Annotated in this window: 15 protein-coding genes; 1 reads left to right on the top strand and 14 read right to left on the bottom strand. The window is 33.9% G+C overall.

Annotation, left to right across the window (positions count from 1 at the left end; genetic code table 11):
- Positions 1-38 precede the first annotated feature (38 nt).
- From M4I21_RS05880 to M4I21_RS05855, 6 genes are all read right to left on the bottom strand, one after another.
- Positions 39-503, bottom strand: coding sequence for a DUF5018-related domain-containing protein (locus tag M4I21_RS05880; protein WP_249558190.1), 465 nt, complete (start codon positions 501-503; stop codon positions 39-41).
- Positions 504-531: 28 nt separating this feature from the next.
- A complete protein-coding gene (locus tag M4I21_RS05875; protein WP_249558189.1) occupies positions 532-2,337 on the bottom strand; it encodes a RagB/SusD family nutrient uptake outer membrane protein in 1,806 nt (601 codons plus the stop codon).
- A gap of 19 nt (positions 2,338-2,356) precedes the next feature.
- On the bottom strand, positions 2,357-5,455 hold the full coding sequence (locus M4I21_RS05870; protein ID WP_249558188.1) for a SusC/RagA family TonB-linked outer membrane protein: 3,099 nt from the start codon (positions 5,453-5,455) through the stop codon (positions 2,357-2,359).
- Between the two features lie 227 nt (positions 5,456-5,682).
- Positions 5,683-7,101: a carbon starvation CstA family protein gene (locus M4I21_RS05865; RefSeq protein WP_249558187.1), complete on the bottom strand. Its 1,419-nt coding sequence runs from the start codon at positions 7,099-7,101 to the stop codon at positions 5,683-5,685.
- Between the two features lie 9 nt (positions 7,102-7,110).
- The gene (locus M4I21_RS05860) at positions 7,111-8,175 is read right to left on the bottom strand and encodes a hypothetical protein (protein ID WP_249558186.1); all 1,065 of its coding nucleotides are present in this window, start codon (positions 8,173-8,175) and stop codon (positions 7,111-7,113) included.
- Positions 8,176-8,252: 77 nt separating this feature from the next.
- Positions 8,253-10,181: an FAD-dependent oxidoreductase gene (locus M4I21_RS05855; protein WP_249558185.1), complete on the bottom strand. Its 1,929-nt coding sequence runs from the start codon at positions 10,179-10,181 to the stop codon at positions 8,253-8,255.
- A 178-nt stretch (positions 10,182-10,359) separates the two neighbouring features.
- Here M4I21_RS05855 and M4I21_RS05850 point away from each other — a divergent pair, with 178 nt between their 5' ends.
- Positions 10,360-10,989 carry a chloramphenicol acetyltransferase gene (locus tag M4I21_RS05850; protein WP_249558184.1) on the top strand — a complete coding sequence of 210 codons (630 nt, stop codon included), beginning with the start codon at positions 10,360-10,362 and terminating at the stop codon, positions 10,987-10,989.
- Positions 10,990-11,056: 67 nt separating this feature from the next.
- Here M4I21_RS05850 and M4I21_RS05845 read toward each other — a convergent pair whose 3' ends face one another.
- From M4I21_RS05845 to M4I21_RS05810, 8 genes are all read right to left on the bottom strand, one after another.
- Entirely contained in the window at positions 11,057-12,613 is a 1,557-nt protein-coding gene (locus M4I21_RS05845; protein ID WP_249558183.1) for a sulfatase, read from the bottom strand.
- Between the two features lie 24 nt (positions 12,614-12,637).
- Positions 12,638-14,086 (bottom strand): sulfatase family protein, encoded by a 1,449-nt coding sequence (locus M4I21_RS05840; protein ID WP_249558182.1) that lies wholly within the window; start codon positions 14,084-14,086, stop codon positions 12,638-12,640.
- A gap of 4 nt (positions 14,087-14,090) precedes the next feature.
- Positions 14,091-14,915, bottom strand: a complete 825-nt coding sequence (locus M4I21_RS05835) for a sialate O-acetylesterase (protein ID WP_249558181.1) — start codon at positions 14,913-14,915, stop codon at positions 14,091-14,093.
- Between the two features lie 63 nt (positions 14,916-14,978).
- Positions 14,979-17,261 carry a beta-galactosidase gene (locus M4I21_RS05830; protein WP_249558180.1) on the bottom strand — a complete coding sequence of 761 codons (2,283 nt, stop codon included), beginning with the start codon at positions 17,259-17,261 and terminating at the stop codon, positions 14,979-14,981.
- The gene (locus M4I21_RS05825) at positions 17,251-19,065 is read right to left on the bottom strand and encodes a right-handed parallel beta-helix repeat-containing protein (protein WP_249558179.1); all 1,815 of its coding nucleotides are present in this window, start codon (positions 19,063-19,065) and stop codon (positions 17,251-17,253) included. Before M4I21_RS05825 ends, M4I21_RS05830 begins: the two co-directional genes overlap by 11 nt.
- Positions 19,066-19,078: 13 nt before the next feature.
- Positions 19,079-20,569, bottom strand: a complete 1,491-nt coding sequence (locus tag M4I21_RS05820; protein WP_249558178.1) for a sulfatase family protein — start codon at positions 20,567-20,569, stop codon at positions 19,079-19,081.
- A 49-nt stretch (positions 20,570-20,618) separates the two neighbouring features.
- A complete protein-coding gene (locus M4I21_RS05815) occupies positions 20,619-20,930 on the bottom strand; it encodes an EF-hand domain-containing protein (RefSeq protein WP_249558177.1) in 312 nt (103 codons plus the stop codon).
- Between the two features lie 119 nt (positions 20,931-21,049).
- Complete coding sequence (locus M4I21_RS05810) at positions 21,050-23,869, bottom strand: hypothetical protein (protein WP_249558176.1); 2,820 nt, start codon at positions 23,867-23,869, stop codon at positions 21,050-21,052.
- Positions 23,870-23,872 lie beyond the last annotated feature (3 nt).

Genomic DNA, 23,872 nt, shown 5'->3' with positions numbered 1-23,872 from the left:
TTCAGCTCCTAATTCCAAACATAATACCTTCTTATTTTTTACTTTATAAAATCAGAAATTACTAAGGTCCAAACTTTACTAGAGTCATCTGCAGCTGTAACTTTATACTCCATTGTATCTGCACTAAAATCTGCGACTTTACCAAGTGTTGGCGCAGTACCTACTGGTGCTATGGTAGCAGCCGTAGAAATATCTGTATATCCAACAATGCCAGCCAGTGTAACATTGTCCCTTACCGCAGCAGAAAAATCTGCGTTAACAGCTGGTACGGTTATAATACAGTTAATTATAGCATCATCTGTATTAATTATAGTTTCTGTAGGCAATTGTATTACCTGTAATTGACTATTTTCTGTAGCGTTATCTACCCATCTATACTCGAACTTAAAACTTGTAATTTCTGCATCACTAAAGGCAGGCAAATCTTCTAAACCAGATTTTAAACAAGAGGTATTTACGATGCAAAGTACTAGTACGGTTATATATTTTATAATTGTTTTCATCTTAAGTATACTTTAATTTATTAGTAGATTACCACCCTGGGTTTTGGTCTAGTAAATCGTTTAAAATTCTTTCGTTTTGCGGTACAGGGAACAAGTAGCGCTTAGGGCTAAACCTTTTCTTTTGGTTCCCTACTTTAAGTAATACTGGTTTTCTTTCAAAAGATTTTCCGTCTTCAGAAATTTCAAAATACGTGTATTGCTTATCGTTTAGTTCTGGTATTACTCCGCCACCATCTTCTTTACCCCAACGTAAAAGAGACCAGTATCTATCGTTCTCAAAAAACAATTCTACTCTACGCTCTATCTTATACATATTCCACGCTTCTGCGCTAGTAATACCTGTAGATAGTGCTGGTAATTTACCGTGTACCGTTCTTGTTTTGTTTATGTATTCTACAGCCGTAGACACATCGTTTAAACGCAATAAAACCTCAGCATAATTTAAGTACGCTCTTCCCAAACGCATAACCACTTGGTGGTGATCTGTAAATACTGTAGACTTATAGCCCTCTATACTTTCATAAATACCTTTACGTAAAAAGTATCCGGAAATAGTAGATGCCTCTGTACCTTTAGTACTTTGTGCATAGTGCATATTACCACCTACTCTTGTAGTTACTGTATTAGAAAAGAATTTAGATGAATCTTGTACTATTGATGCAAAAAAACGAGCATCTCTATGTTCATTATAAATAGCTTCAGATAAAAACCCACCTGTATTTATGTAGTCTTGATAATATGAAGTCTGATCCCATTTTTTAGCAACACCATCTGTATCTTCTACCAAATAATCATCTACTAAGTCTGCAGAAGGCATACAGGTTGTCCACCCTAAAAACGATTCTTTTAATTGTGGCGTTCCCGTTGTTTTTGCAACTTCCATATTAGGCATTGTACGTTGCATAGGCGTTAGCACACACAAGGTTGCATCTATATTAGAATACAATCCTAAAATAATACCAGAAGAATTTAAAGCGGTATCATAACTATTAAAAACAGCACCATAATCATCATCTAAAGCATAACCTAAACCAATTAAATCTTCACTGGCTTTTTTAGCTATTGCGTAATAATCGTCTTTACCAGTTTCTATATAAGCAGCACCGTGTAAAGCAATTTCTGCTAAATATGCATATGCTGCACCTTTTGTTAAGCTACCTGGTTCTGCATTATTAGCCAATGGTAAATCTTCTGCTGCTGCTTGTAAATCTTTTATAATAAAATCGTACGTTTCTTTTATAGTTTTAGAACGTGGTAATTTTAAATTGTCTTCTTCTGTTAACACCTTATCTACAATAACATACTTACCAAATAATCGTGCTTTAGAAAAGTAGATTAAAGCACGTAGCATTTTACCTTGTGCAATTAAACCTGGTTTAGCAGATTCTTGTATTCCTTGAGATGCTGCTACTTTTTCTATAATTAAATTACAGTCTCTAATAACCTCAAAAGAATTTCTTTTTATAGGTGCTTTTTTACCCAAAGGTGCGTTACCAAAAAAGTAGTATGAGTTGTTTGTTGCCCAACCAGCATCATAAAACTGATCCATTAAATCTAGTGCCACTTTGTTAGATTTTACCAGTACCATATTATCTGTAAAATCGTCTACACCTGCTCCGCCACCTTTTGGGTCTGGATCTAATGGGTTCACCATTAGTTCTGGTATTACAGATGCATAGGTGTTATACACAAAGCCTTGCGCTAAGTTAAAATCGCTCCAAACATCTAGTTCTGTATACTTATCTAGAGGTTTTGTATCTAAAAGATCATCATCACATGAAAAATTAATGAAGCCTAGTATTGCTATTATTATATATGTCGATATTTTTTTCATCGCTTACTTTTTTACTTTATTAAAATCCAACAGTTAAACCTAAAGAATATGTACGTTGTATTGGGTAACCATAACTTACTACCCCAGCATTACCTTGTACTTGTTCCGGATCAAAGAAATCTTTTACTGGAGATACAGTAAACAAATTGGTTCCGTTAACAAACATTCTAAAGGTTGATAAGCCTTTTGCATCTGCTAATAATGTCTTTTTAAAATCGTACCCTAATTGAAGATTTTTAAGTCTAAAATACTTTGCGTTTTTAAGGAAGTAGTCTGATGGATTACTAATAATATCGTTATTACCACCATTAACCCCAACACTAGTTATTGGTCTAGGATATAAAGCATTTGTATTGTTAGGTGTCCAATAATCTAACTGGTACACATACGTTAATCTTTTTGCTTCTGCTGCTATAAAACGATCAAAACCAATATACCTATCTCCTGTTCCTTGGAACAAACCAGACATAGACCACCCTTTGTATTTAAGTTTAAAATCTATACCGTAAGTTCCGTGTGGTACAGAAGATTTACCTAATAACCTTTTATCTTGCTCGTCTACTTTACCATCTCCGTTAGAATCTACGTAACGTATATCTCCGCCTTGAGTTGCGGTTGAACTTAATAGTCTTGGAGTATTTAAAATATCACCGTTTCCTTGGTATAAACCATCTGTTTGGTATACTGCACCACCTTGCCAGTAATCTGTACGGTGTGTTTGTCTTGTGTACGGGTTGTATAAAGTAGCTTGATCTTCTGTATCTAACTGTTCCCATAGCTGATTAAAGTAAGCATAGTTTGCTCCAACTTCATACTGAAAATCTGTTCCTTTACCACCTTTATATCGTAAACCAAGCTCAAAACCTGCTCTACGTTGCGCAGAGTTAGACCTTACTTGTGGTAAATCTTTTCCTAAAGGCTGAGAATACACATTTCTTGGACTTACCAAAAAGCCTGTAGTTAAGTAATTAAAGTATTCAAAAGTACCGCTTAACTTATCACCCATAGAAGAAAAATCTAATCCGTAATTAAAAGACTCTCTTGTGTACCACGTAAGTTCTTCTGGCTTAACCAAATTACCTTCAGAATATCCATTTACTAAGGAATTACCAATAGTGTAAGCACTAGCTTCTAAGTTATAAACAGGAATATAACCAAACCTATTTACACCTTGTGTTACCCCTGTTTTACCGTAAGATGATCTTAGTTTTAAAGAATTTATTATATTTTTTTCTTTAAGTGATTGCATAAAATCTTCCTCTGTAACATTCCACGCAAATGAGAATGCCGGAAAAAATCCCCAACGCTTCTTTTCTGTAAAGTTATCATTACCATCATAACGACCACTTAATTCTAAAATGTACTTATAATCATAATCGTACTTTAATCTAAATACATAACCTGCATTAGCTCCTTCTCTTTCACTACCATCATTATCTTTACCAATAGCTGGCCCTGCAAATAACTGGTCTACTGCACCAGAAATATAATCTCTACGAGAAGCTCCTAAGTTTGCTGCAAAATTATTTCCTTGGTTATACACAAAAGTAGCATCTATACCGTGTACGCCAAAAGTACGCCCGTAAGCTATACTCGTTTCTAAATACGTACTTGTATTGTAATATGATGACTGACTTAATGCTGGTGCTTTTTGTGGAGCTAAAGAACCGTCTTGCATATAAAGCGGTACATTGTACTCCCATAATTTACCCCAACCATCACCATCTCTGTAGTTGGCCATTGCGCCAATTTTTAAACCCTCTACACCAGGTACTTGCCATTTAAGACTTAACTGTGTGTTTATAAATTTATCTCTTGTTCTGTTGTACCCTTCATCCGGATCTATTAATGCCAATGGGTTATCGCCATTACCTCCACCTGCTAGGGTACCATCTAAATTATATGCTCTATAAAGAGCACTTGTATTTTGGTTTGCAGCACGCCAAATACTAAACATACCTGCATAAGGTTCCTCGTATTTTTCTAAACTGGCATTTACATTTAAACCCACCTCTAAACCAATTTTTTCAAAATTAGTAGTAAGGTTACTTCTTATGTTAAAACGTTCGTAGTTTACAACGTCTTCTTTTAAAATTCCGCCTTGGTCTACATACCCTAAAGAAACAAAGTAGTTCGATTTTTCATTACCTCCATTTAAAGATAAATTATGACGTTGCTCTGGAGCATAATCTTTTAAGGTTAAATCTAACCAGTTGTTATCTGGATACGTATCTAAATCAGAATGGTTACGTATTGTTTCTAATTGCGCATTTGAATACGGTACTGGTAACCCCTCAAAAGCACTAGCTGCATTTTGCACTTGCGCATACTGGTAAGAGTTCATTTGCTCTGGTAAAACAGTAGGTTCACTAATTTGGTAGTTGTAAGAATAGTTAATATTCATTTTACCATCTTTACCTCTTTTGGTTGTAACTAGTACAATACCATTACCTGCTCTAGAACCATATACTGCTGTTGCAGAAGCATCTTTTAAGAAGCTAATAGATTCTATATCGTTTGAGTTAATTGCATTAAAATCTTGTTCTCCCAAGATAACACCATCTATTACGTACAATGGACTACCGCCACCACGAATAGACACAGACGGAGAAGCACCTGGGCCACCACCATTATTTTGTACAATAAGACCAGCAACTTGCCCTTGCAATGCCTCACCCACATTCATATAAGGTGTTTGCTCTAATTTTTCGTTATCTAAAGTAGATATAGCTCCTACCATCTTTCTTTTGGTAGAAGTACCATAACCAATAATTACAACCTCATCTAACTGAGCAGCGTCTAAATCTAAAGAAATATTTATAGCTGTTTTTCCATTTATAGCTATCTCTTTGGTTTTAAAACCAATATAAGAAAAGACCAAAGTCGTAGAACCACTTGGCGCGTTAATACTATAATTTCCATCAAAATCCGATACAACTCCTATTGTTGTACCTTTTACTAATACATTAGCTCCTAACAATGGCATACCATCATCGGTAGAACTAATAACACCTGTAATAGTTGTATTTTGCCCATAAGCGCTAATACCTACCAACAGCAACAACACATAAAGTGGCAACTTCCACCTCATAGCATTTTTGAGTTTGTTTTTTTTCATTTTTAAGTTTTAGTTGTTATAAAAATTAAACACCTTTTAACAGAGATTGTTAATTTGATGTTATTTCTGATATCGAAGGTATCTACTTTCTATTTTTTTTTGTATTCAATGGTAAATAATATGTGCATATTAGTACAGAATGCTACAAACCAATAAATTACACTTTAAAAATATTTTATAACGTAGTCGTTAAATCGATAAGAAAAAGGCAAAAGGAAGTCAATTACCTATTCTTTAGCTACTTTTTTAGACATTAAAAACCACGCAGTTACAAATAATGCTACCACTATACCTAAACTATAAGACAAGGTGTAATTTAACATAAAGCCTTCTGGCGCGACCAAGATATAAGTAACCACTACAGTAGTCATAAATGCAGCCGGAAAAAGAATAAACCAGGTCTTTTTGCCTTGTTTTTTCATATAAACGGCTGCTGCCCATAAAACTATAGTTGCCATTACCTGATTAGACCACCCAAAATAACGCCATATAATGGCAAAATCTACCTTGGTAAGTACTACTGCAATAACAAAAAGTGGTATGGTAACTAGCAATCTTTTAGATAGTTTAGACTGATTTATTTTAAAGGAATCCGCAATGGTTAATCGTGCACTTCTAAAAGCAGTATCTCCAGATGTTATTGGTGCTGCTACTACGCCAAATACGGCTAAAATACCACCTACTTTACCCAGCATGGTATTGCAAATTATATTTACCACCCAAGCTGCATTGTGTCCGTCTTGTGCCATTGCCTCTCCTAACTGACCAACACCACCAAAAAATGACATTGCTACTGCTGCCCAGATTAAAGCTATAATACCTTCTGTAACCATGGCGCCAGCAAATACTTTTTTACCATCTGCCTCATTAGAAATACAGCGTGCCATTAAAGGCGACTGTGTTGCATGAAATCCTGATACCGCACCACAAGCAATAGTAACAAATACCAATGGAAACACAGGAAATGTATCTGGATCTGAATGCATATTTTTTAACGTACTAAAAGTAATTTCTGGAATGGTAAAATCTTGAAAAACTAGTGCTCCAAATAAACCAAAAGCCATAAGTAATAAAGACAGTCCAAACAATGGGTATACTTTACCAATAAGCTTGTCTATGGGGATCATAGTGGCTAAAATGTAGTATAAAAATATAACGATAACCATTGTAGATGCGCTAATACCTGTAAGTTCCTGCAGTATACTTGCTGGTCCTTTTACAAAAACCACGCCCACTAAAACTAGCAGTACTACGGCGAAAATTCTCATAAAATGCTTTACACCATTACCCAAATATTTACCCACTATTTCAGGTATACTTTGTCCGCCGTGACGCATAGATAGCATTCCGGAAAAGTAGTCATGTACTACGCCTCCAAAAATACACCCAAATGTAATCCATAAAAAAGCTACAGGTCCCCAAAGTGCACCAGATATAGCACCAAAAATAGGTCCTAAACCTGCTATATTTAAAAACTGTATTAAAAATATTTTACCCAGTTTAAGCGGTACAAAATCTACACCGTCTTCCTTTGTTATTGCTGGCGTTTTACGGTTTACATCTATACCAAATTGTTTTTCTACATAGCTGCCGTATACAAAATAACCAAGTACTAGAATTACTACACAAATTACAAAAGAGATCATACTGGTTTTTTAAAGTTGATTTTTATGCTTTTTAGCAAAGCTGGCAAGCGTATTTTTTTGTGATGCAGTTAAATTCTGGTCTTGTAAAAACCAATATACATTTCTAGATATAAGAATATCCTTTTGCAAAAGCGGTATAAAGTTAGCCACCAATTCCGTACTATATAAAGCATTTTTTTGTTGCTTTAAAAGCCTAATAAATAAGGTTACCTCTTGGTACGTTACTTCCTTAGATAACAGCTTACTTAAACTTGTTACGTAGTTGCTTGTTACCGGTACTTTTGAGTTTAGTAAAGATTGCAAACTTGCAACACTTAACACATCATTACCTTCTTGCAAAAAAGTTTTTAAGGTTGATGTATATACCGTTGGCTCGCTTTTCTCTAGATATTGAATTGAAGAACGAATAAGCTCATTAGCCGCAAGCGTTTGCTTTTCTAAGGCTACTAATACATTTTTAGTATAGATTTTTTTATTTTCTAACTGAGCTATAGCAAATAATTGTTTTTGACGATTACCACTATTTAAATAAGCAACATATTCCTTGCTTGAAAAATTAGAAGCTGTTACCTCTTTTATTTTATCTACAACAGGGCCGTGTGCCCAATGCCAAAGCGTATAACATGTTAAGGACGCGCCGTGAACAGTATCTTCTTCGTTTAACTCTAACAAGGTTTCGCCTGCAACAGCGTCTACAATATCGTGCGACTTTACGGTTGTTAAAATTTCATCTATTCTAATGCTTTTAAAAGGTGAGTCACCATCTAAAAGTATTTTTTGTGTTTTACTATAATCTTCTTCTGCATATGGTTCTCCCTCATACTTTTCTAAAGCTACACCTTCTGCTAGCTCATATTTTTGGTACTCGCCAATAGTGTTCCAAATAATACGCACTGGAACAATTTTACACAAGTTCTCGTAACAAATTACAGATTCTACATCCATATAATAAGATACCGGTAAGTTGTTTTTACCTTTTACTTCTACAAGTACTGCATCTTCAATATTATTTTGTCCTTTACCAGGATGGTGGACTTTTATGTGGTGTTTTATTTCGTTTTTCGATTGCGCCAAATGCGTTTTAGCACTTTTATCAGTAAATAAAAGCGCTAAAAAAGCAACTGTGACTATGTATGTATATCGTAAAAACATTAATAACAACGAACTTCAAAAAGTTTAATATTAGGGTCGCCATGTGTATCATTAAATGTAACACGTATTGCGTTGGTTTTTAATGTACTAAAATTAACTTTCACCAAACGTGTTCTATTGTCTTTAACTTCAGCAATGGTTTTCCAACTTCCTTTTTCTCTTGCTTCTACCGTAAAAGATTTTACCAATTCTGGCGGTACACCAATAACCTGGCCTTTATTTTTAGCCGGATTTTTATGCATCATCATTTTACGTTGCAAATTGGTATCAAACTTAAACTCTACACTAGATAAATCTATATTCTTTTTCCATTCTAACTGTAATTCTGCCTGCAAACCATCTGCTTGCCAATGGTGTATTTTTTCTACCTCATCTCTACCAACACCATCTACCAAGTTTTTTACATCACCAGATATTGTAGAAGAACCAAAGATTACACTTGCTTGTTTTGCTTTGTCATTTTTATCATTTGCAGGTCTGTTAGGCAGGTAAGAATCGTCTCTTAACAACTGCTCTTGCAAATCATTTATATACTTTTCACCTATTTCTCTAGGTGTAGCTTTATGCTGTACACACAAAGCAGAAGCTGTACCTACGGCTTGCCCCATTAATGCACATGTGGCAATAATACGTGATGATGATAATGCCATATGCGATACACTTACATTACGCCCAGCCATCATTAAATTACTTACATTTTTAGAGTACAAGCAACGAAAAGGAATCTCATAAACCTGCTCAAACCTAGAATGAAAATAACTAGCTGGCTCGGTTAAATTTTCTATGCCGCCCGGACAGTGCTCATCTAAAGACCAGCCACCATAGGCAACAGTATCATTAAAATGACGGTATTCTTCCATATCTGGTTGCGTTAAAATATAATCTCCCATAAACCTACGAGATTCTCTACGGCCAGGTACAGAACCTATCCAATCTAAAGCTATATTTTCAGCTTCAGGAAAATTACCTGAATTTTTTATATGATCCCAAACCCCATAAAAACGTGCTAGCAGTTTGTGTTTTATTTCTTCTCTCTCGCCAATAATATCATTATTACTACCAATTTCTACCCACCAAAAGCCTTCTTTAACTTGTTTAATTTTACGATGTTTATCCTTAAAAGCAGTTTCTGAGTCAAACGGAATTGCATATGCTGGCGGATTAAATTTAATTGGTCTGCCCATATCCTTGGTCACCATCATAATACAATCTCCCATTACCCAATTATCTGGCACATCTGGGGCAAAAGACTCTCCAAATTCCTCTTTACCTTCTCTACCAATTCTGTATTCTGCTCCGGCCATTGCAGCCATAAAACCGTCACCAGAAGAATCTATAAATACATCTGCATTAAAGGTATATGCCATTTCTGTTGTAGTTTGCCTAGCAAAAACAGATTTTATTTTATCGCCATCTTTAACCACATCATACGCCTGTGTATTTAAAAACAGTTCTAAATTCTTTTCTCTCTTAACAAAATCATACAAAACGTGGTCCCAAACAGGATAAGATTCTTGCTCGTTAAAATGCCAATTTTCAATAAGCATTTCTTCTAAGACACCTGTTTCTCTTTCTACAATATGTTTATTTTTTAAACTCTGTACGCCGTTTACGGTTACTCTAATTTCACTAGAGGCATTACCACCCAGTACTGGTCTGTCTTGTATTAAAACTGTTTTATTCCCCATTCTTGCAGAAGATACTGCGGCGCAAATACCTGCCATACCAGCACCAACTACAACAACATCTGCTGTAATTGTTTTTTTTCTATTTAAATGAAATTGTTGTCCGTCTGCATCTGTATTCCAGTTAGGAGCAGCTACATCTTCTGTGTGTGATGTTTGCGCTGTTAACTCCCCTACTATTGGCAACATACTAGCTGCTAATACCCCTTTTGTACTTGTTTTAAAAAACTTTCTTCTTTCCATTATATAATGCTAAAATGTTGGTCTGTATTCTTTATAGGAACAAATTACTAGTTCCTATACATATAAATGTTTTGGTGCGTAATTATAATGTAGTTAAGCGTACTATTTCATTTTTATTTCTGTAAATTATAAAGTATGTTGCCCATTTTCTTTACTATTTTTACTGAAAATTATGACTATGACTAAAACTTTGGTTGCCATTGATACATGGAATAGAAAAGATCATTATAACTTTTTTTCTAAGTTTGATGAACCTTTTTTTGGAATCACGGTTACCGTTGACTGTACTAAGGCATACAAAAAAGCAAAAGAAAACAACACTTCGTTCTTTCTTTATTATTTATACCGTGCATTAGAAGCAGCAAACCAAATTGAAAATTTTAAATATAGAATTATAGATGATCAGGTGTATTTGTTTGATACTATAAACGCATCACCAACCATAAGCAGACCAGACCATACTTTTGGTTTTTCTTTTGTAAATTATAATGAAGATGAAATTGCTTTTAGGGATGATGCTTTACAAGTGATAAAAAGAGTACAAGAATCTACCAGTTTATTTCCTGGTGAAGATGATAAAATTAACGTGATACATTTTTCTGCTTTACCGTGGTTAAACTTTACCAGTATGTCTCACGCAAGAAATTACAAATACCCAGATAGCTGCCCTAAAATATCTTTTGGAAAACTAATTACAGTAGACAATACAAAAACAATGTCTGTATCTATACACGCGCATCACGGTTTGGTAGATGGTTACCACGTGGGTCTTTTTGTAGATAAGTTTCAGGCTTTATTGAATGAATAAAAAAATCCTTGTTATCGCATTTTACTACGCTAACAAGGATTTTATTTTTAACTATCTGTAAAATATTTTAAAACTCTAAAATAGAATTTGGAGGCAAGGGCACCTTATTTTCTTTGCGCCATTCTACTAATTCTGCTAACATAGTATTAGCCACATCTTTATTAGTTTCTACTAAGTTAGTAGACTCAGACGGATCTTCATTTAAGTTGTACAACTCTAACTTACCATCTGCTAAAAACTGAATTAACTTGTAATTGTTTTTACGAATTACAGAACAAGTACCGTGTTTCCATTGACTAGCCAAATGCCAAAACAAAGGACGTTCTGCAAACTCTTTTACATCATTCTTAAATATTGGTGTAATAGAGTTACCATCTAACTCACCTTGGTAATCTTTAATACCAGCGACATCTAAAAATGTAGGGAAAAAATCTAATGCTGTTATAGCTTCTTTACTTCTTCTTGCTTGTACTTTACCTGGCCAGTTTACCAAAGCGGGTACTTTTATTCCGCCTTCATAAATATAACCTTTAGCACCACGTAGTAAATCGTTTTTACTTTGTCCGCCATTATACCCGTTGTCTGAAGTTAAAATTATCATTGTATTTTCTCTAAGACCATTATCATCTAAATACTTTACAATTCTGGCTACGTTATCATCTACAGATTCTACCATAGAGGCATAACCGGCATAATGTTCTTTTCTTTTCATTTTAGCTGCAATACCTTGACCTGTAACAGAATCTACCTCTTTGTTTAAATATTTTTGATATAATTCTTCATTACGTTTTCTAACAGGTGCGTGCACTGCATAATAATCTAAGTTTATAAAGAAAGGCTCATTTTTATGATCTCCAATAAACTCAATAGCTTCATCTGTAAGTCTATCTGTAAGCCATTCATCTGTTGGTTTCTGCTCTATAAACGGATTGCTAAATGGTGCTATATAACCACCACCTACGCTTTTGTATCCACCGGGTTCCAAAGCAGGATCACCACGGTAGGTACCCGCAACATTTTTTATAAAACCACGACCTTCTGGGTAGTACTGCTGTATTTCTGGTGTTTTATGTTTTGCCACCCAACTATAATCTCCCGGATCTGGTTGCGTAAGTTTCTGTTGTATAGGAAAAGTCATTTCTAATTCTTGCAACGGATTAGGACCAACAATATGCCACTTACCAATATGTATGGCCTTGTAACCAGCTTCCGCCAATGGTTCTGCAAAAATGGTATGCTCTTTACCTACTGTCCACCTAGAAAAAATATTTTCTTCTGCCGTACCTTTTTCCAAGACTGGCACTGTATAAACACCGGTTCTAAAAGATTGTTTACCCGTAAAAATTGCAGTTCTAGATGGCGAACATGTTGGGTACATATAGGCGTTATCTAACACCAAACTTTCCTTAGCTAAGGCATCTAAATTTGGAGTTTCATAATAACTAGACCCATTAAAACCAACATCTGCATAGCCAAGATCATCAACCAAAATAAATACAATATTTGGCTGTTTACTTCTTGTTTCCTGTGCTACATCTTTACTTTCTGGTTTCTCTTTACAAGAAACAAATAGCAGTGTACCTATAAAAAAACAAAGTGTATTTACTTTTAAAAAATTACGCATTTTATTTAGTTTATAATTTTGATTTTACTCACTTTTAACCACATCGTACTCCGGGTTAACACAACGTTCTCCCCAGCGATCGTAAATAACTTTTAATTGCTCTTTAGACTCTGGGTACTGTCCTTTATCATCCGTTTTTTTTATCCAATCGTCTAAATTACCTCTAAGTTTTTCTAATACATCTGCGTATTTAGGATCGTTAGCTAAATTATGTACTTCATCTGGATCTTCATTTAAATTGTACAATTCTTCCGCAGGTCTAAAATCTTTTAACCAGTCGTTGGTAAAAGGAACACCATCTTTAAATGCTTTCATTAATGCAATAAACGTTGGTCTATTGTCTCTATACTGCGGTTGCATTAATGGCCTGTCGGTCATAAAATTCTTTATGTATTTAAAGTCTTTTGTACGCACTGCTCTAACTCTATCAATAGTAAAATCGCATCTGTCTTTAGCTGCAATAATAAAGTCTCTATGGAAATCGGATGCAAAAATATCTTTACTTTCCATATACTCAGGAATTTCTATATCTGCCAAAGCCAATGTAGTTGCAGTAACATCTAACAAGCTAATCATATCTTCACGAATTCCTTTTTTATTTAATAACTCTGGGTTTCCTGGACTAGCAATTACCAAAGGCATATGCAAACCACCATCATACAAAAACTGTTTATCTCTTGGTGTTTTATAGCCATTATCAGACATAAAAATAATAATTGTTTTATCGTATAAATTATCTTTTTTTAGTTTTTCTATAATGGTACCAATCTCAATATCGGTCATTTTAATTTGATTGTAATGTGCCGCTATCTCTTTTCTAATCTCAGGAATATCTGGATAATACTGTGGTACTTTAACAGAGTCTGGGTTAACTAATGTTGGCGGCTTATTTTTATTTTTACCTCCAAATAACTCTATGACACCAAAAAATGGCTGACCCTCTTTTCTGTCGTTCCAACTACCGTGACCTTCTATTCCGTAAAATTTATTTACTTTATGTGGGCCAGTCCAATAATCGTCCCAATTGTACTGCCAGTTAAAATCGTCCTTACCCTCGTTAAAAGTATGGTATCCTTTTTCTTTAAATATTTGAGGTAGTATTTGCACATATTCTGGCAATGTAACTTTTACATTTTTAGACCTACCCGATCTATGGTTATGCGCACCTATTGTTGTTGGCATAGAACCTGTAATCATTGCAGATCTAGTTGGCGAACATACTGCAGACATAGAATATACATTTTTAAATAAAACACCACTGTCTACTAAAAAATCTATGTTTGGTGTAGTAACCGTACTATCTCCGTAAGCAGGCATCCAAGGGCTTATATCTTCACCAAAAACCCATAATATGTTTACCTTGTCTTGGGCTGTAGAATCTATAGCAACTTGATTTTCTTTTTTAGGCTTGGAGTTGCAGCTTATTAAAAGAGTCCCCATAAGCAAGACTCCCATTACTCTAGTTAAATTCATTTTCTTATTTATTTAATTTAATAATTTTTTTTCCAAAGGCAATTCCTAAACGTTTTTGTCCTTCTGCATTATAATGCACATTGTCTGTGTGTTTAGGATAGTCTTTCCATTTTCTGTTTGTGGTTGTTTTTAAAAGAATAGCATTCTTATTTTCTTTGCAAAAATCTGCCATTGCTTGTCTAACCATATCTGGACCTTCTTTAAATCTACCGTAAGTAGAGTTAATTTGCCCTATAACAAAAGGTAACTTTTCTAAGTTTAAATCTCTCTTATAGGCATTGTGCAATTCTTTTAAATTTACTTTATAGCTCCTAGCAGAAACCTCTTTCGCAGCATCATTCTCACCTTGCATCCAACATAGACCAATAATAGTGTATGTCTTCCCCTCTTTTTCAATTAGATCTAAATTTTGCTTAATATCTTGTATATGGGTACTGTATAATTTTAGATGATGTTTCTTTTCTCCTTTTTCTACTGCTTCCGATTTTTGCAAAGTCCAATTAGGGTTCCATGCACCATACAAGGCTGTACCTCCCATAGACTTTTTCACTACTAAAAATTCTTGATTCGGATACTTTTCTGCCAAGCTTACACCTAGTAGTAATTCTGGTCCAAATCGGTTTTTAAAATTATATTTTTCACTTGGCTTGTTATCATAATAAGATAAGGGTTTTGCCTCTTCACCATTAAAACTTAAGCGTACAGTTTTAGATGCTTTTACAATTCGGTTTTTTATTTCTGAATCTAAATTATCATAATTACCAGCACCTGCCATATTAGACTGTCCCGACAACAAAATAACCTTTACTTTTTTTTGTGCAGACGACATACTAATGCACAAAAAACACATTGTAAATAACTTTAACCAATTTCTATTTTTAAACATATAGTTTTATTTTGCTTCTAAAACCTCCACATAAAAAACCTCATAAGGTTTTAGGGTTGGGTTAGAACTTACTTTTACACCATTTAATAAATCCTTACAAACAGCTTTTTCTACATTTTTTAATTTGATATTTAAAGTTGCATCCGTTTTCCCTAGGTTAACTACAGACAAAACATATGCTCCTTTTTTATTCTGTATTACCTTCCAAGCACAGCCCTTAACTCCTAATTTATTAGTTTCTGTAATTGTAATTTTTGGCAACAAATTTTTATTTTTTAATAAATTCATTGCATGCTCATTAATATCTTCTAAAGAATTACAAACTACTAATGTGCCATTGCTCTTTTTTAGTTTAGTAATAGAGTTCCCATATTCATCTTTGCTTACACTAACCTTATCTGTTATAATTACACCTCCATTATCTAAATAGTTTTGCAATTCTTTTTGTTCTTCTAAAGTGATAAATTGAGTTTTACTTACCAAAATTGCGTCCCAGTTAGCTGCATCTTGTTTTTTAAGAATATCTTTAGTTACAAAGCCTAACGATGTACCGTTAAAATGAAGCGACTCGTACAGCTCAAAGACATCATCCATATGACGCTCTTTATTTATTGCTGAAGATTTAGAATAAAAAATACGCAATGGTTTCCTTTGGCGTTGCATCCCCATAATATAATCTGAGTACGCATTTAAATCTATTAATGTAGTGGCAACCTCGTTTGTTATTCTTGGTTGCTGATTATTACTACCTGCGTAACTTTTATCGTTTGTTGCTTTTTCAGATATAGCTCCGTCTGCTTTTCTTGGCCAAAACCATATTTGACTAGCCGTCATCCCATAGGTGTGTGCCAACCAAAAAGTGGCTCTAGCATATTTAGGATCTTGGTATAAATCTCTTGATTTGTTAGTTGATAAATAATGCAGTTCGGAATTAAAATTTAGTTTATTGGGACTCACAGATTTCATAAAATCAAACCCCATACAAAGTTCTCTCCAATTAAGCGCATAATGGTCTTCCCACTCCTCTTTTGGACCCCACATATGGTTGTTTTCGGATCCAGAATCGTTACCTATAATTCCGCTTAAATCTGTTAGCGCTTCTAAATCTATTCCGTGTACTCTTTTATTCTCTGTCCATAAATTAGGCATAATTTTTAAATGTACTTTAGCGTTAGCATCATACTTTAATATTTCTGCTTTTAAAAAAGTATACCACTCTGTTACTCTGTGCATATTAAACAAAGACCAATCGTACCACATTGGCGTACCTCTTAAACTTGTATCTATTGGTATCTGAATATGTACCGCATCAAAATCTTTAAAATTAGTATGCCATAAGGTGTTTAATACGTCTATAGATGTATGCTTTTGTTTAAGCCAAACTTTAAACTTATCTATTGTATAAGCAGAAACTGGCCCTGAAGCCCAAGCTAGTTTATCACCTGTTTTTTGAGTAAAAAAATGAGGTTCGTTACACAACATATACCCCAAACCAGTATAGTTTTTACCAGCCATAGTTGGTACAATACCTGCTAGTAATTTTTGCTGTACATCTTTTGCTCCTGGGTTGTCTATATCGTAAGCAGTATACGTATTGGTACGCATAACAAAATCTTTTCCATATTTTTTAATAGCCCAATCTGGTGTTGTTTTATGATTTAAAAATATAAATCCTAAGTTGCCAGTTGGTTTAGCAACCAACTCATTCTTCTTAGATAAATTTATGGTGCCATCTTCTTTTACAACATAAGAAGGAGTTACAAAAAAACCGTCTTGATTTCCGTGGTACTCATTTAACTCCGCAGCATCTGGTTTCCAAGTGTAGTCTGCCAAAAACACAGGTTTGTTGTTAAAAAGCAATTGGTCTTTACCTACTTTTACTTTAGACCAGTCTACTTTTGGACTTGGTGTTCTAAAGACTTTTTTATCTAAAAGCAACTTTAAATATGCTGTAGCTTCATCTAGCATTTTTATTACATCTTCGCGTTCAAAATCAGGAAGATTTGCGGCCATTTCTTCGGCTTTATCCGCGTAAATTTTAACTAGTGAAAATGCTTTTTCATTTGCCTGTATATTGTTCTCGTCCCAATTAGCATATTTTAAAAATAGTTCTGCTGTTCTAATGGTAGTGTCTTCTTTTAAAACATCTATACCTTTTTTATTTGCCTTATCACGCAAATTTTTAAGAGTTGCTATTTTAGTTTTTGCAACCTCTTCTAAACTTTGAGCTTGTAGTAAAAAAGAAAACAAGCAAAAAACTAATACCAGTAAACTACTTTTATTCCTCATACTTAAAGCCTTTATTTTTCTTTACTTTCAGTGTTTTTTTGGATGTTTTATCTGCTTGCACACCATTAGTTACTGCGCCTTTATACGTGTTACTTATAATTTCTACATTCTTACAGTTTATCAAATCAAACAAATACGCATCTGGAAATTGTGGTTTAAAGGTTGTTGTCTGCTTGATGGTATTTCCTTTAATTGTTAACCCATCTACCCTATCTGCCCAAACAATACGGTTGCCAAAAGTTTCTATGGTGTTATTCTCAAAAGTGATATTCCTATCATATAAATCAGTATCACTAAATGTTTTTCCTAACCTTGGAGACACCTTTAAAATAGCGTGTTCGGAAGCTCCTCCATAAGCACAATCTACAAAATTATTATTCCTAATAATTACGTCCTCTACATTACCAGACTCAAACCAGTAAAACGTTTCTCCTCTTAACATAATAGAAGACATCATAGACGATAAGTTATTATTCTCTATTACTATTTTCTTAGGAGTTTTTATAATTATATTTCTTGCTCTATGGTCGCGAATAGTATTACCACGCATTGTAAAACTTGGATTCCACGTTTTGTTTTCTAAAATATCCCCAATTTTAAGACCTTTAGCTATATCATTTTTAAACGTAAGGTCTGTGTAATGGTCGTTAATTACTTTAACTGTAGCAACTGTATTTATTTCTTTTCTAGCAGGACTTGGCGCTTTTATAAACCACACTTCGTCCCCTTCTCCTGCAAACTCAAACCCATACTGTTGGTTGTGCTTTAGTGCTATACGTATAGTTTTAGAATCTATAATTTTATGTACTTCTACATATGTTCCGTGTACATTTGTACCATCATCATACATCCCTTCAAAACGGCAATTTTCAATAAGTATATCTCCCTTACAATTTGCAAAATGGGTAGCATCTGCAACAATAGACATTACACGATCTGAACCTTCTTCTATATAAATACCACTATTTATTATTTTGATATTTTCTGACCGCTCAAACAAAAAACCCATTCCTAAAGCGTGGTGTATTACAACATTGTTAAATACAATTTCTTTAGAATTACGAACCAAAAAAGCTGGTGCATAGCGGTTATTTTTTTTATCTCCTTTAGACTGAAGAACACTGCCTACCCTTGGAAATTTATTTAAGTTATATTGATAAAAACGAAGCACTCCGTTTGCTTTTTCTTCAACCAAATTAAGATCTAAAGAAGTATCAAAAGCGCCATAATCTACAGCTTTAGTCTCTTTATTATGCGGTAGAGAACTCCCTAATGAAGAGAAATTAAAATTAGTAACCCCAGGAAACTCAATTGCACCATTAACCAATTTCCAAGAAAAACCCTTTGTATAAGGTTTAAGCTCGTACCAATGTTCCTTTTTATTAACGGCAACAACATCGCCCTGAAAACTAAAAGGAATATCCCAATCTAATGTTACATTTTTAACGTCTATTTTAGAGCAACCTTTAAAAACAAAAGGAGCAGTCTGACCGTGAAAAATAAACTTAGAATTGTTGCCATTTATAACAACAGAATTAAAACCTTCAAAATTGAAAATTATTTTTTTAAATCCGTTACCGTGATTCGTAACATATAGGTATTTACCAACGGCATAATCCGTTAAAAACGTATAGTCTCCTTTTTCAAAAACTAACTCAATATCTTTATCCTTTGCATTTTCTATAGCTTGCCTAACGGTATAAGACATGTCTTCTTTAGAATGACTTATATGTATAGTTTCTGTAGCATAAACACTGCTAAAAGCTAAAGTAAATGCAAGTAATAATTTTGATATTTTATTCATTTAAAGATTGCTATTATAAGTTTACTCCTGTTCCTTGTAACGTTGCATCATGGTTCCACATAATTTTCCAAGGATCTGATGTTTTTGTCTGAAAATTTTTAAGCTTCGTTTTTAAACTTTCTAATGTGTTTTTATAAGCTTCTTTATCTGCTAAATTGTTTAACTCATTAGGATCTTTATCTAAATCATAAAGCTCAAACTCTGGTCTAAACAAAAAGTCTTTTACTTTTTTAGGCCCAAAATACTCTTGGTGCGTTCTGTACACACTTTGCCACGTAGAAGATGCCCAAAGGTCTGATGCAAAAGGATACTCTAAGCGGTAAGCTATATTCCAAATAAGTTTGTAATTGTTACTCCTAACCACACGCATTGGGTAATACATTGTAATTTCATGAAACGTATGTGACGCATAAATTTCATTAAAATCTTTTGCTTCATTTTTTCCAATTGTAGATTTAAAAGAAGTACCGTGAAACTTATTTTTATTGTAGTTTACTTTAGCCATATCTAAAATAGTTGGCGTTAAATCTACCCAAGAAACCATTGCGCTGCTTGTTACATTTGTTTCCTTAACAGTTGGATCTTTTATAATACACGGTAATTTAATTCCTGGTTCATGCACAGAAGTTTTGGCTCCTGGAAATGCCATTCCGTTATCTGAAATATAAATAACAACAGTGTTTTTATCTTTACCTTCTGCCTTTAGCATTGCCATAAGCTTACCAAAACCCTGATCTATTCTAGAAATACTTTGGTAATACTGGGCAATTTCTTCTCTTGTTTGCTTGGTATTTGGTAAAAATGATGGCACTAAAACATCATCTGGATTATAGGTAACCGTTTCTACATCTTTATACCCTTCTTTTTTATTACCAAAGCTGTTTGGCACATCCCATTCCTCTGGAGTAAAAGGTTGTCCACGGTGGGGATCATCTGTACAGAAATATAGAAAAAATGGTTTATCAGATTTTAATACACTTGCGCATTTATCTGCCATTTCTACTGTATTTCTTGGATTTGCCTCTAGAACAGTATTAAAATGATATACCTTTTCTGGAGCCACATGATACTTACCTATACGAGCAGTTTCATAACCGGCTTTACTTAATAAAATTGGTAATGAGGTAATAGAGTCATACGTACTAAAATGATGATAGTCATGCACGTGACCATAAGACCCAGTTGCGTGTCCAAATTTACCCGTTAATATTACAGATCTACTGGCCGCACAACTAGCACTTGTACAATAGGCATTTGTATATTTTGTGCCTTCTGTAGCCAACTTATCTAAGTTTGGGGTTTTTATTACAGTATTACCATAAGCACCTAAAGCATCTATACCGTGATCATCTGCTACAAATAAAATTATATTTGGTGCTGCTGGGTTCGCAATTATATCTGCTACTTTATTTTCTGTTTTTTTATCGTTTTTGTTAGTGTCGCAACTAGCTAATGCAAGAACACTAAAAGCAATAAAAGTTACCTTTTTTAAAACACACTTCATTTGATAAGGGTATAAATTGATATTACTATTTTAACTGAAGAAAGTAGCTCTACTTCTTATTGGCTTTTCTCTTTTCTTTGGCTGCTTTCCAATTTACTTTTTGTCCAAACTCTTGAAGAGTAATACTATTATTTGCATCCGCATCCAAACCAAGAAACAATAATTCTGCATCAATTTTCTCTCCTTTTTTATTGGTTTTATCTTTGTAGAAAGTAGTTATTTCTGCTATGTCAATTGCGTTATCCTTATTGGTATCTATCCTACTAAATTTCTTTTTAGTTTTGGCCTCTTTATCCTGTGCAATAGCGGAAGTCGCAAAACACAAAGAGCATAGCACCAAAGTGATTTTTACAATTTTCATAATTATATTTTTAAGTTTTTACTTAACGTAAACTTAATTATGAGTTTGTTCTTGTTTGTACTTGTAAATAAATAAAATGTAGTTCTAAATAATAAACACCATACTATCTTAAGCAAAGCTTATTTTAACTCTTTGGCTAGCTCAACATCTATAAAACGAAATAAGCCCAAAGGAACATTTATTGTTGTTGATGCAGCTTCACCTTTAACCTTAAAAATTTCTTTATTTAAAACGTCTGTTATTTTTACAGGAGCAACAGTATTAAAGTGTATAGTTGCCTGTTTATTACTTGGGTTAAGATACCCATTATCTATAAGCGTTAACCTAAGTGTTTTTGGTGCAATTTGAGCAACCACCCAAGCAACATCACCGTCTACGGTAATAGGTAAAAGTTTTGCACTTTCTTTTATAGATTTTTCTACTGTTTTATAGTATGTATCTGCCGCATATGTTTGCTTACCATCTTTTGAAAAGTAAGATTCCCCATCTGTAATATATTCTTTAGTTATATTTTTATATAAAGGATGCAAATGAGATTTTAAAGAACCTCTAGCCACATTTTTAGTGGCAAAAATACCTTCTTGTGGTGGAGTAATTAAAACTAAACCATTATTATAGGGCGCTAAAAAATTTAATCTACGCTCTTTTACACCTGCTGCATATTTAGAAAAATCCCATTCTGTTACGGGAGCACCTGGCCAAGAACCATTCATCCTACTAAAAACAAAAGGATTGTTTTTTTCAAATTCTTCATTATATTTTATAGTCCATTTTACGTTAGATCCATCTTCTAAAAAGTGCTCATTTGGCGACTTCATACTTAAATGTACCGGAGAAAAACTTACTATTTCCTCTCGTTTCGGAACAAACAAAACACCTTTAGCTATTAACTCCCAATACACGCTTAAATACTCTTGGTCTACAGCAAAATTATTTATGTATTGTGCACCATTTGCGGTATGAAAAATTAGCATTCTTAAAAAATGATTTGGTAGTTGTTGCGAGCCGTACTGTCTAGACCTATCAAAAGCAGTATTATCTGGAACAGCCCGCGTACCCCAAGAATTTACAGCACCACTGGCCCACATACCAGTTCTCCCAGCCAAACTAAGCTCCATCGTTTTATCTGTAGTTTCTTCCATAGCAGGTACAAAAACATCTGCATAAGTACCAGACATTAAGCCAGACCAAGCATCTAAATAATTAGATCCTAACCAAAATACATTTTTAGATCGTAAAAATATAGAAGCATTTTTATCTTTAGCGTAGGTTGCTAATGGATACAATAAATTGTTAACCACAAAATTTAAATCTTCAGAATGGTCTTCCATCTCTGGATAAATAAGAACCGTTTTTTTACCATTAGCAGCATCTAAAACCTTTTTAGTTGTAGCTAAACTAAACATATAAGGATCGTTTCCGTGTCCGGCCCAATACGCCAAACCAGGAGCATTTGCATATTCTTTAGTAATTAAATCTACTACCTGTTGCTGACTTAACACATACTTTTTTCTACGGTCTCTCTTTTTTCTAAATTTCTCATTTGTTAAAATAGATCTATCCCAATTTTCTACTTCTGGCAAGTGTTTAGAGTTTAAAAACACCGGACTTGGGTAATTATTGGTTATTTCATTTTTTAGAGACTCTAAAGAAGAAGGCACCTTCTCTGTCATTAAATAAACAGGCAATTGCGTTCTTTTAGACTTATTAGCAGTATATTTTTTTAAATCTTCTCTTGTTGCTTTTGTATTTGCGACTATTGAAGCTATTTTACCAGGAGGCGTCAACTTTTCAAAATCCTTTTTCCAAGATTTTTTATTAGGGTTAATTACATGAATACTACTACCACCACTTTGCGCACTAGCCAAAATAACATAGCCAGTTTTTGGGTCTTTCCATAGGTCATTAAAGGCATATTTACCTAGAATACGCTCAACCTTTTTTTCATTTAAATTAAGATCTAATAATCTAATTTGGTTTCTAACACGTGTTAAAAAAAGTGTCTTATTATTGTCTTTAATAGTTACTGTATGTGTAACATCATACCCAAAAGGTATTTTAGTATTTTTATGGTATGTGACCTTCCCGGTTTGTGGGTTGTATAATAAAAGAGCACTATCATTAGAGTGTGCAGAGGTACCCAAAATTACCGTTTGTTCTCCTTCTACAACTGCATCATCTACAGCAAAATGTCCTATTACCCGTACTCTTTTACCTTTTATTGCTAACTTATCTTTTCTAAATGGCACATCTTCTAGTGGCTTAAACAAATACATTGTTCCTGGTACATTCATATGATTGTTAGTCCCTAAAACAGCTAAAACATCATCCCCATTTTTTTGAGGTATTGGTCTTATAAAATTAGCTGTAGATACATTACTTTCTGGCAAGTCTTTTTTTAACTGCGCCCAAGGTTTTTCTATAGAATAGGTAGATGATTTAAGCTCTTTAACCATTTCTCCGGTTGAAGATATGTAATATATACTCTTATCAAAACCACCAGCTACAACGTATGCCTTACCTCCTTTTTTAACAACACAAACAGCATACATAGGAGCAGAATTCTTTTTAAACTTCCATAGTAATTTTCCCTTACTATTTAAACAATAAATGGTACCATCTGCGTTAGCTGTTAAAATTTCATCTACGCCATCTCCATTTATATCTTGGCACCATATATCGTGGTTCATAAAGCCAGACAATTCGTTTTTCCAAAGAATTTTACCTTCATAAGAAATACCCAAGACTGCACCTTCAAAACTAGTAGCTACTATATATGTTTTGTTTTTCTTTAATGCCGTACGAACTTTTGTAATTGTGTACCCTGTTTCTATACTGGCAATACCTTTATTTTTAAAGTCGATCTTTTCTAGTTGAGCCTGCATTATAAAAACACCAGCAAACAATACAAAGACTAAAAACAGCTTTACTTTTTTCATTTT

The organism is Cellulophaga sp. 20_2_10 (assembly GCF_023476645.1).
Lineage (GTDB): Bacteria > Bacteroidota > Bacteroidia > Flavobacteriales > Flavobacteriaceae > Cellulophaga.
Note: the sequence above shows the minus strand (reverse complement) of the source record. Positions and strands in the feature narration are given on the sequence as shown.

Excerpts from the sequence above, each read along its gene's own strand:
- M4I21_RS05840 (WP_249558182.1), bottom strand. The coding sequence starts at position 14,086 with ATGAATTTAACTAGAGTAATGGGAGTCTTGCTTATGGGGACTCTTTTA.
- M4I21_RS05875 (WP_249558189.1), bottom strand. The coding sequence starts at position 2,337 with ATGAAAAAAATATCGACATATATAATAATAGCAATACTAGGCTTCATT.
- M4I21_RS05810 (WP_249558176.1), bottom strand. The coding sequence starts at position 23,869 with ATGAAAAAAGTAAAGCTGTTTTTAGTCTTTGTATTGTTTGCTGGTGTT.
- M4I21_RS05835 (WP_249558181.1), bottom strand. The coding sequence starts at position 14,915 with ATGTCGTCTGCACAAAAAAAAGTAAAGGTTATTTTGTTGTCGGGACAG.
- M4I21_RS05845 (WP_249558183.1), bottom strand. The coding sequence starts at position 12,613 with ATGCGTAATTTTTTAAAAGTAAATACACTTTGTTTTTTTATAGGTACA.
- M4I21_RS05825 (WP_249558179.1), bottom strand. The coding sequence starts at position 19,065 with ATGAATAAAATATCAAAATTATTACTTGCATTTACTTTAGCTTTTAGC.
- M4I21_RS05830 (WP_249558180.1), bottom strand. The coding sequence starts at position 17,261 with ATGAGGAATAAAAGTAGTTTACTGGTATTAGTTTTTTGCTTGTTTTCT.
- M4I21_RS05865 (WP_249558187.1), bottom strand. The coding sequence starts at position 7,101 with ATGATCTCTTTTGTAATTTGTGTAGTAATTCTAGTACTTGGTTATTTT.
- M4I21_RS05850 (WP_249558184.1), top strand. The coding sequence starts at position 10,360 with ATGACTAAAACTTTGGTTGCCATTGATACATGGAATAGAAAAGATCAT.
- M4I21_RS05855 (WP_249558185.1), bottom strand. The coding sequence starts at position 10,181 with ATGGAAAGAAGAAAGTTTTTTAAAACAAGTACAAAAGGGGTATTAGCA.
- M4I21_RS05870 (WP_249558188.1), bottom strand. The coding sequence starts at position 5,455 with ATGAAAAAAAACAAACTCAAAAATGCTATGAGGTGGAAGTTGCCACTT.
- M4I21_RS05820 (WP_249558178.1), bottom strand. The coding sequence starts at position 20,569 with ATGAAGTGTGTTTTAAAAAAGGTAACTTTTATTGCTTTTAGTGTTCTT.
- M4I21_RS05880 (WP_249558190.1), bottom strand. The coding sequence starts at position 503 with ATGAAAACAATTATAAAATATATAACCGTACTAGTACTTTGCATCGTA.
- M4I21_RS05815 (WP_249558177.1), bottom strand. The coding sequence starts at position 20,930 with ATGAAAATTGTAAAAATCACTTTGGTGCTATGCTCTTTGTGTTTTGCG.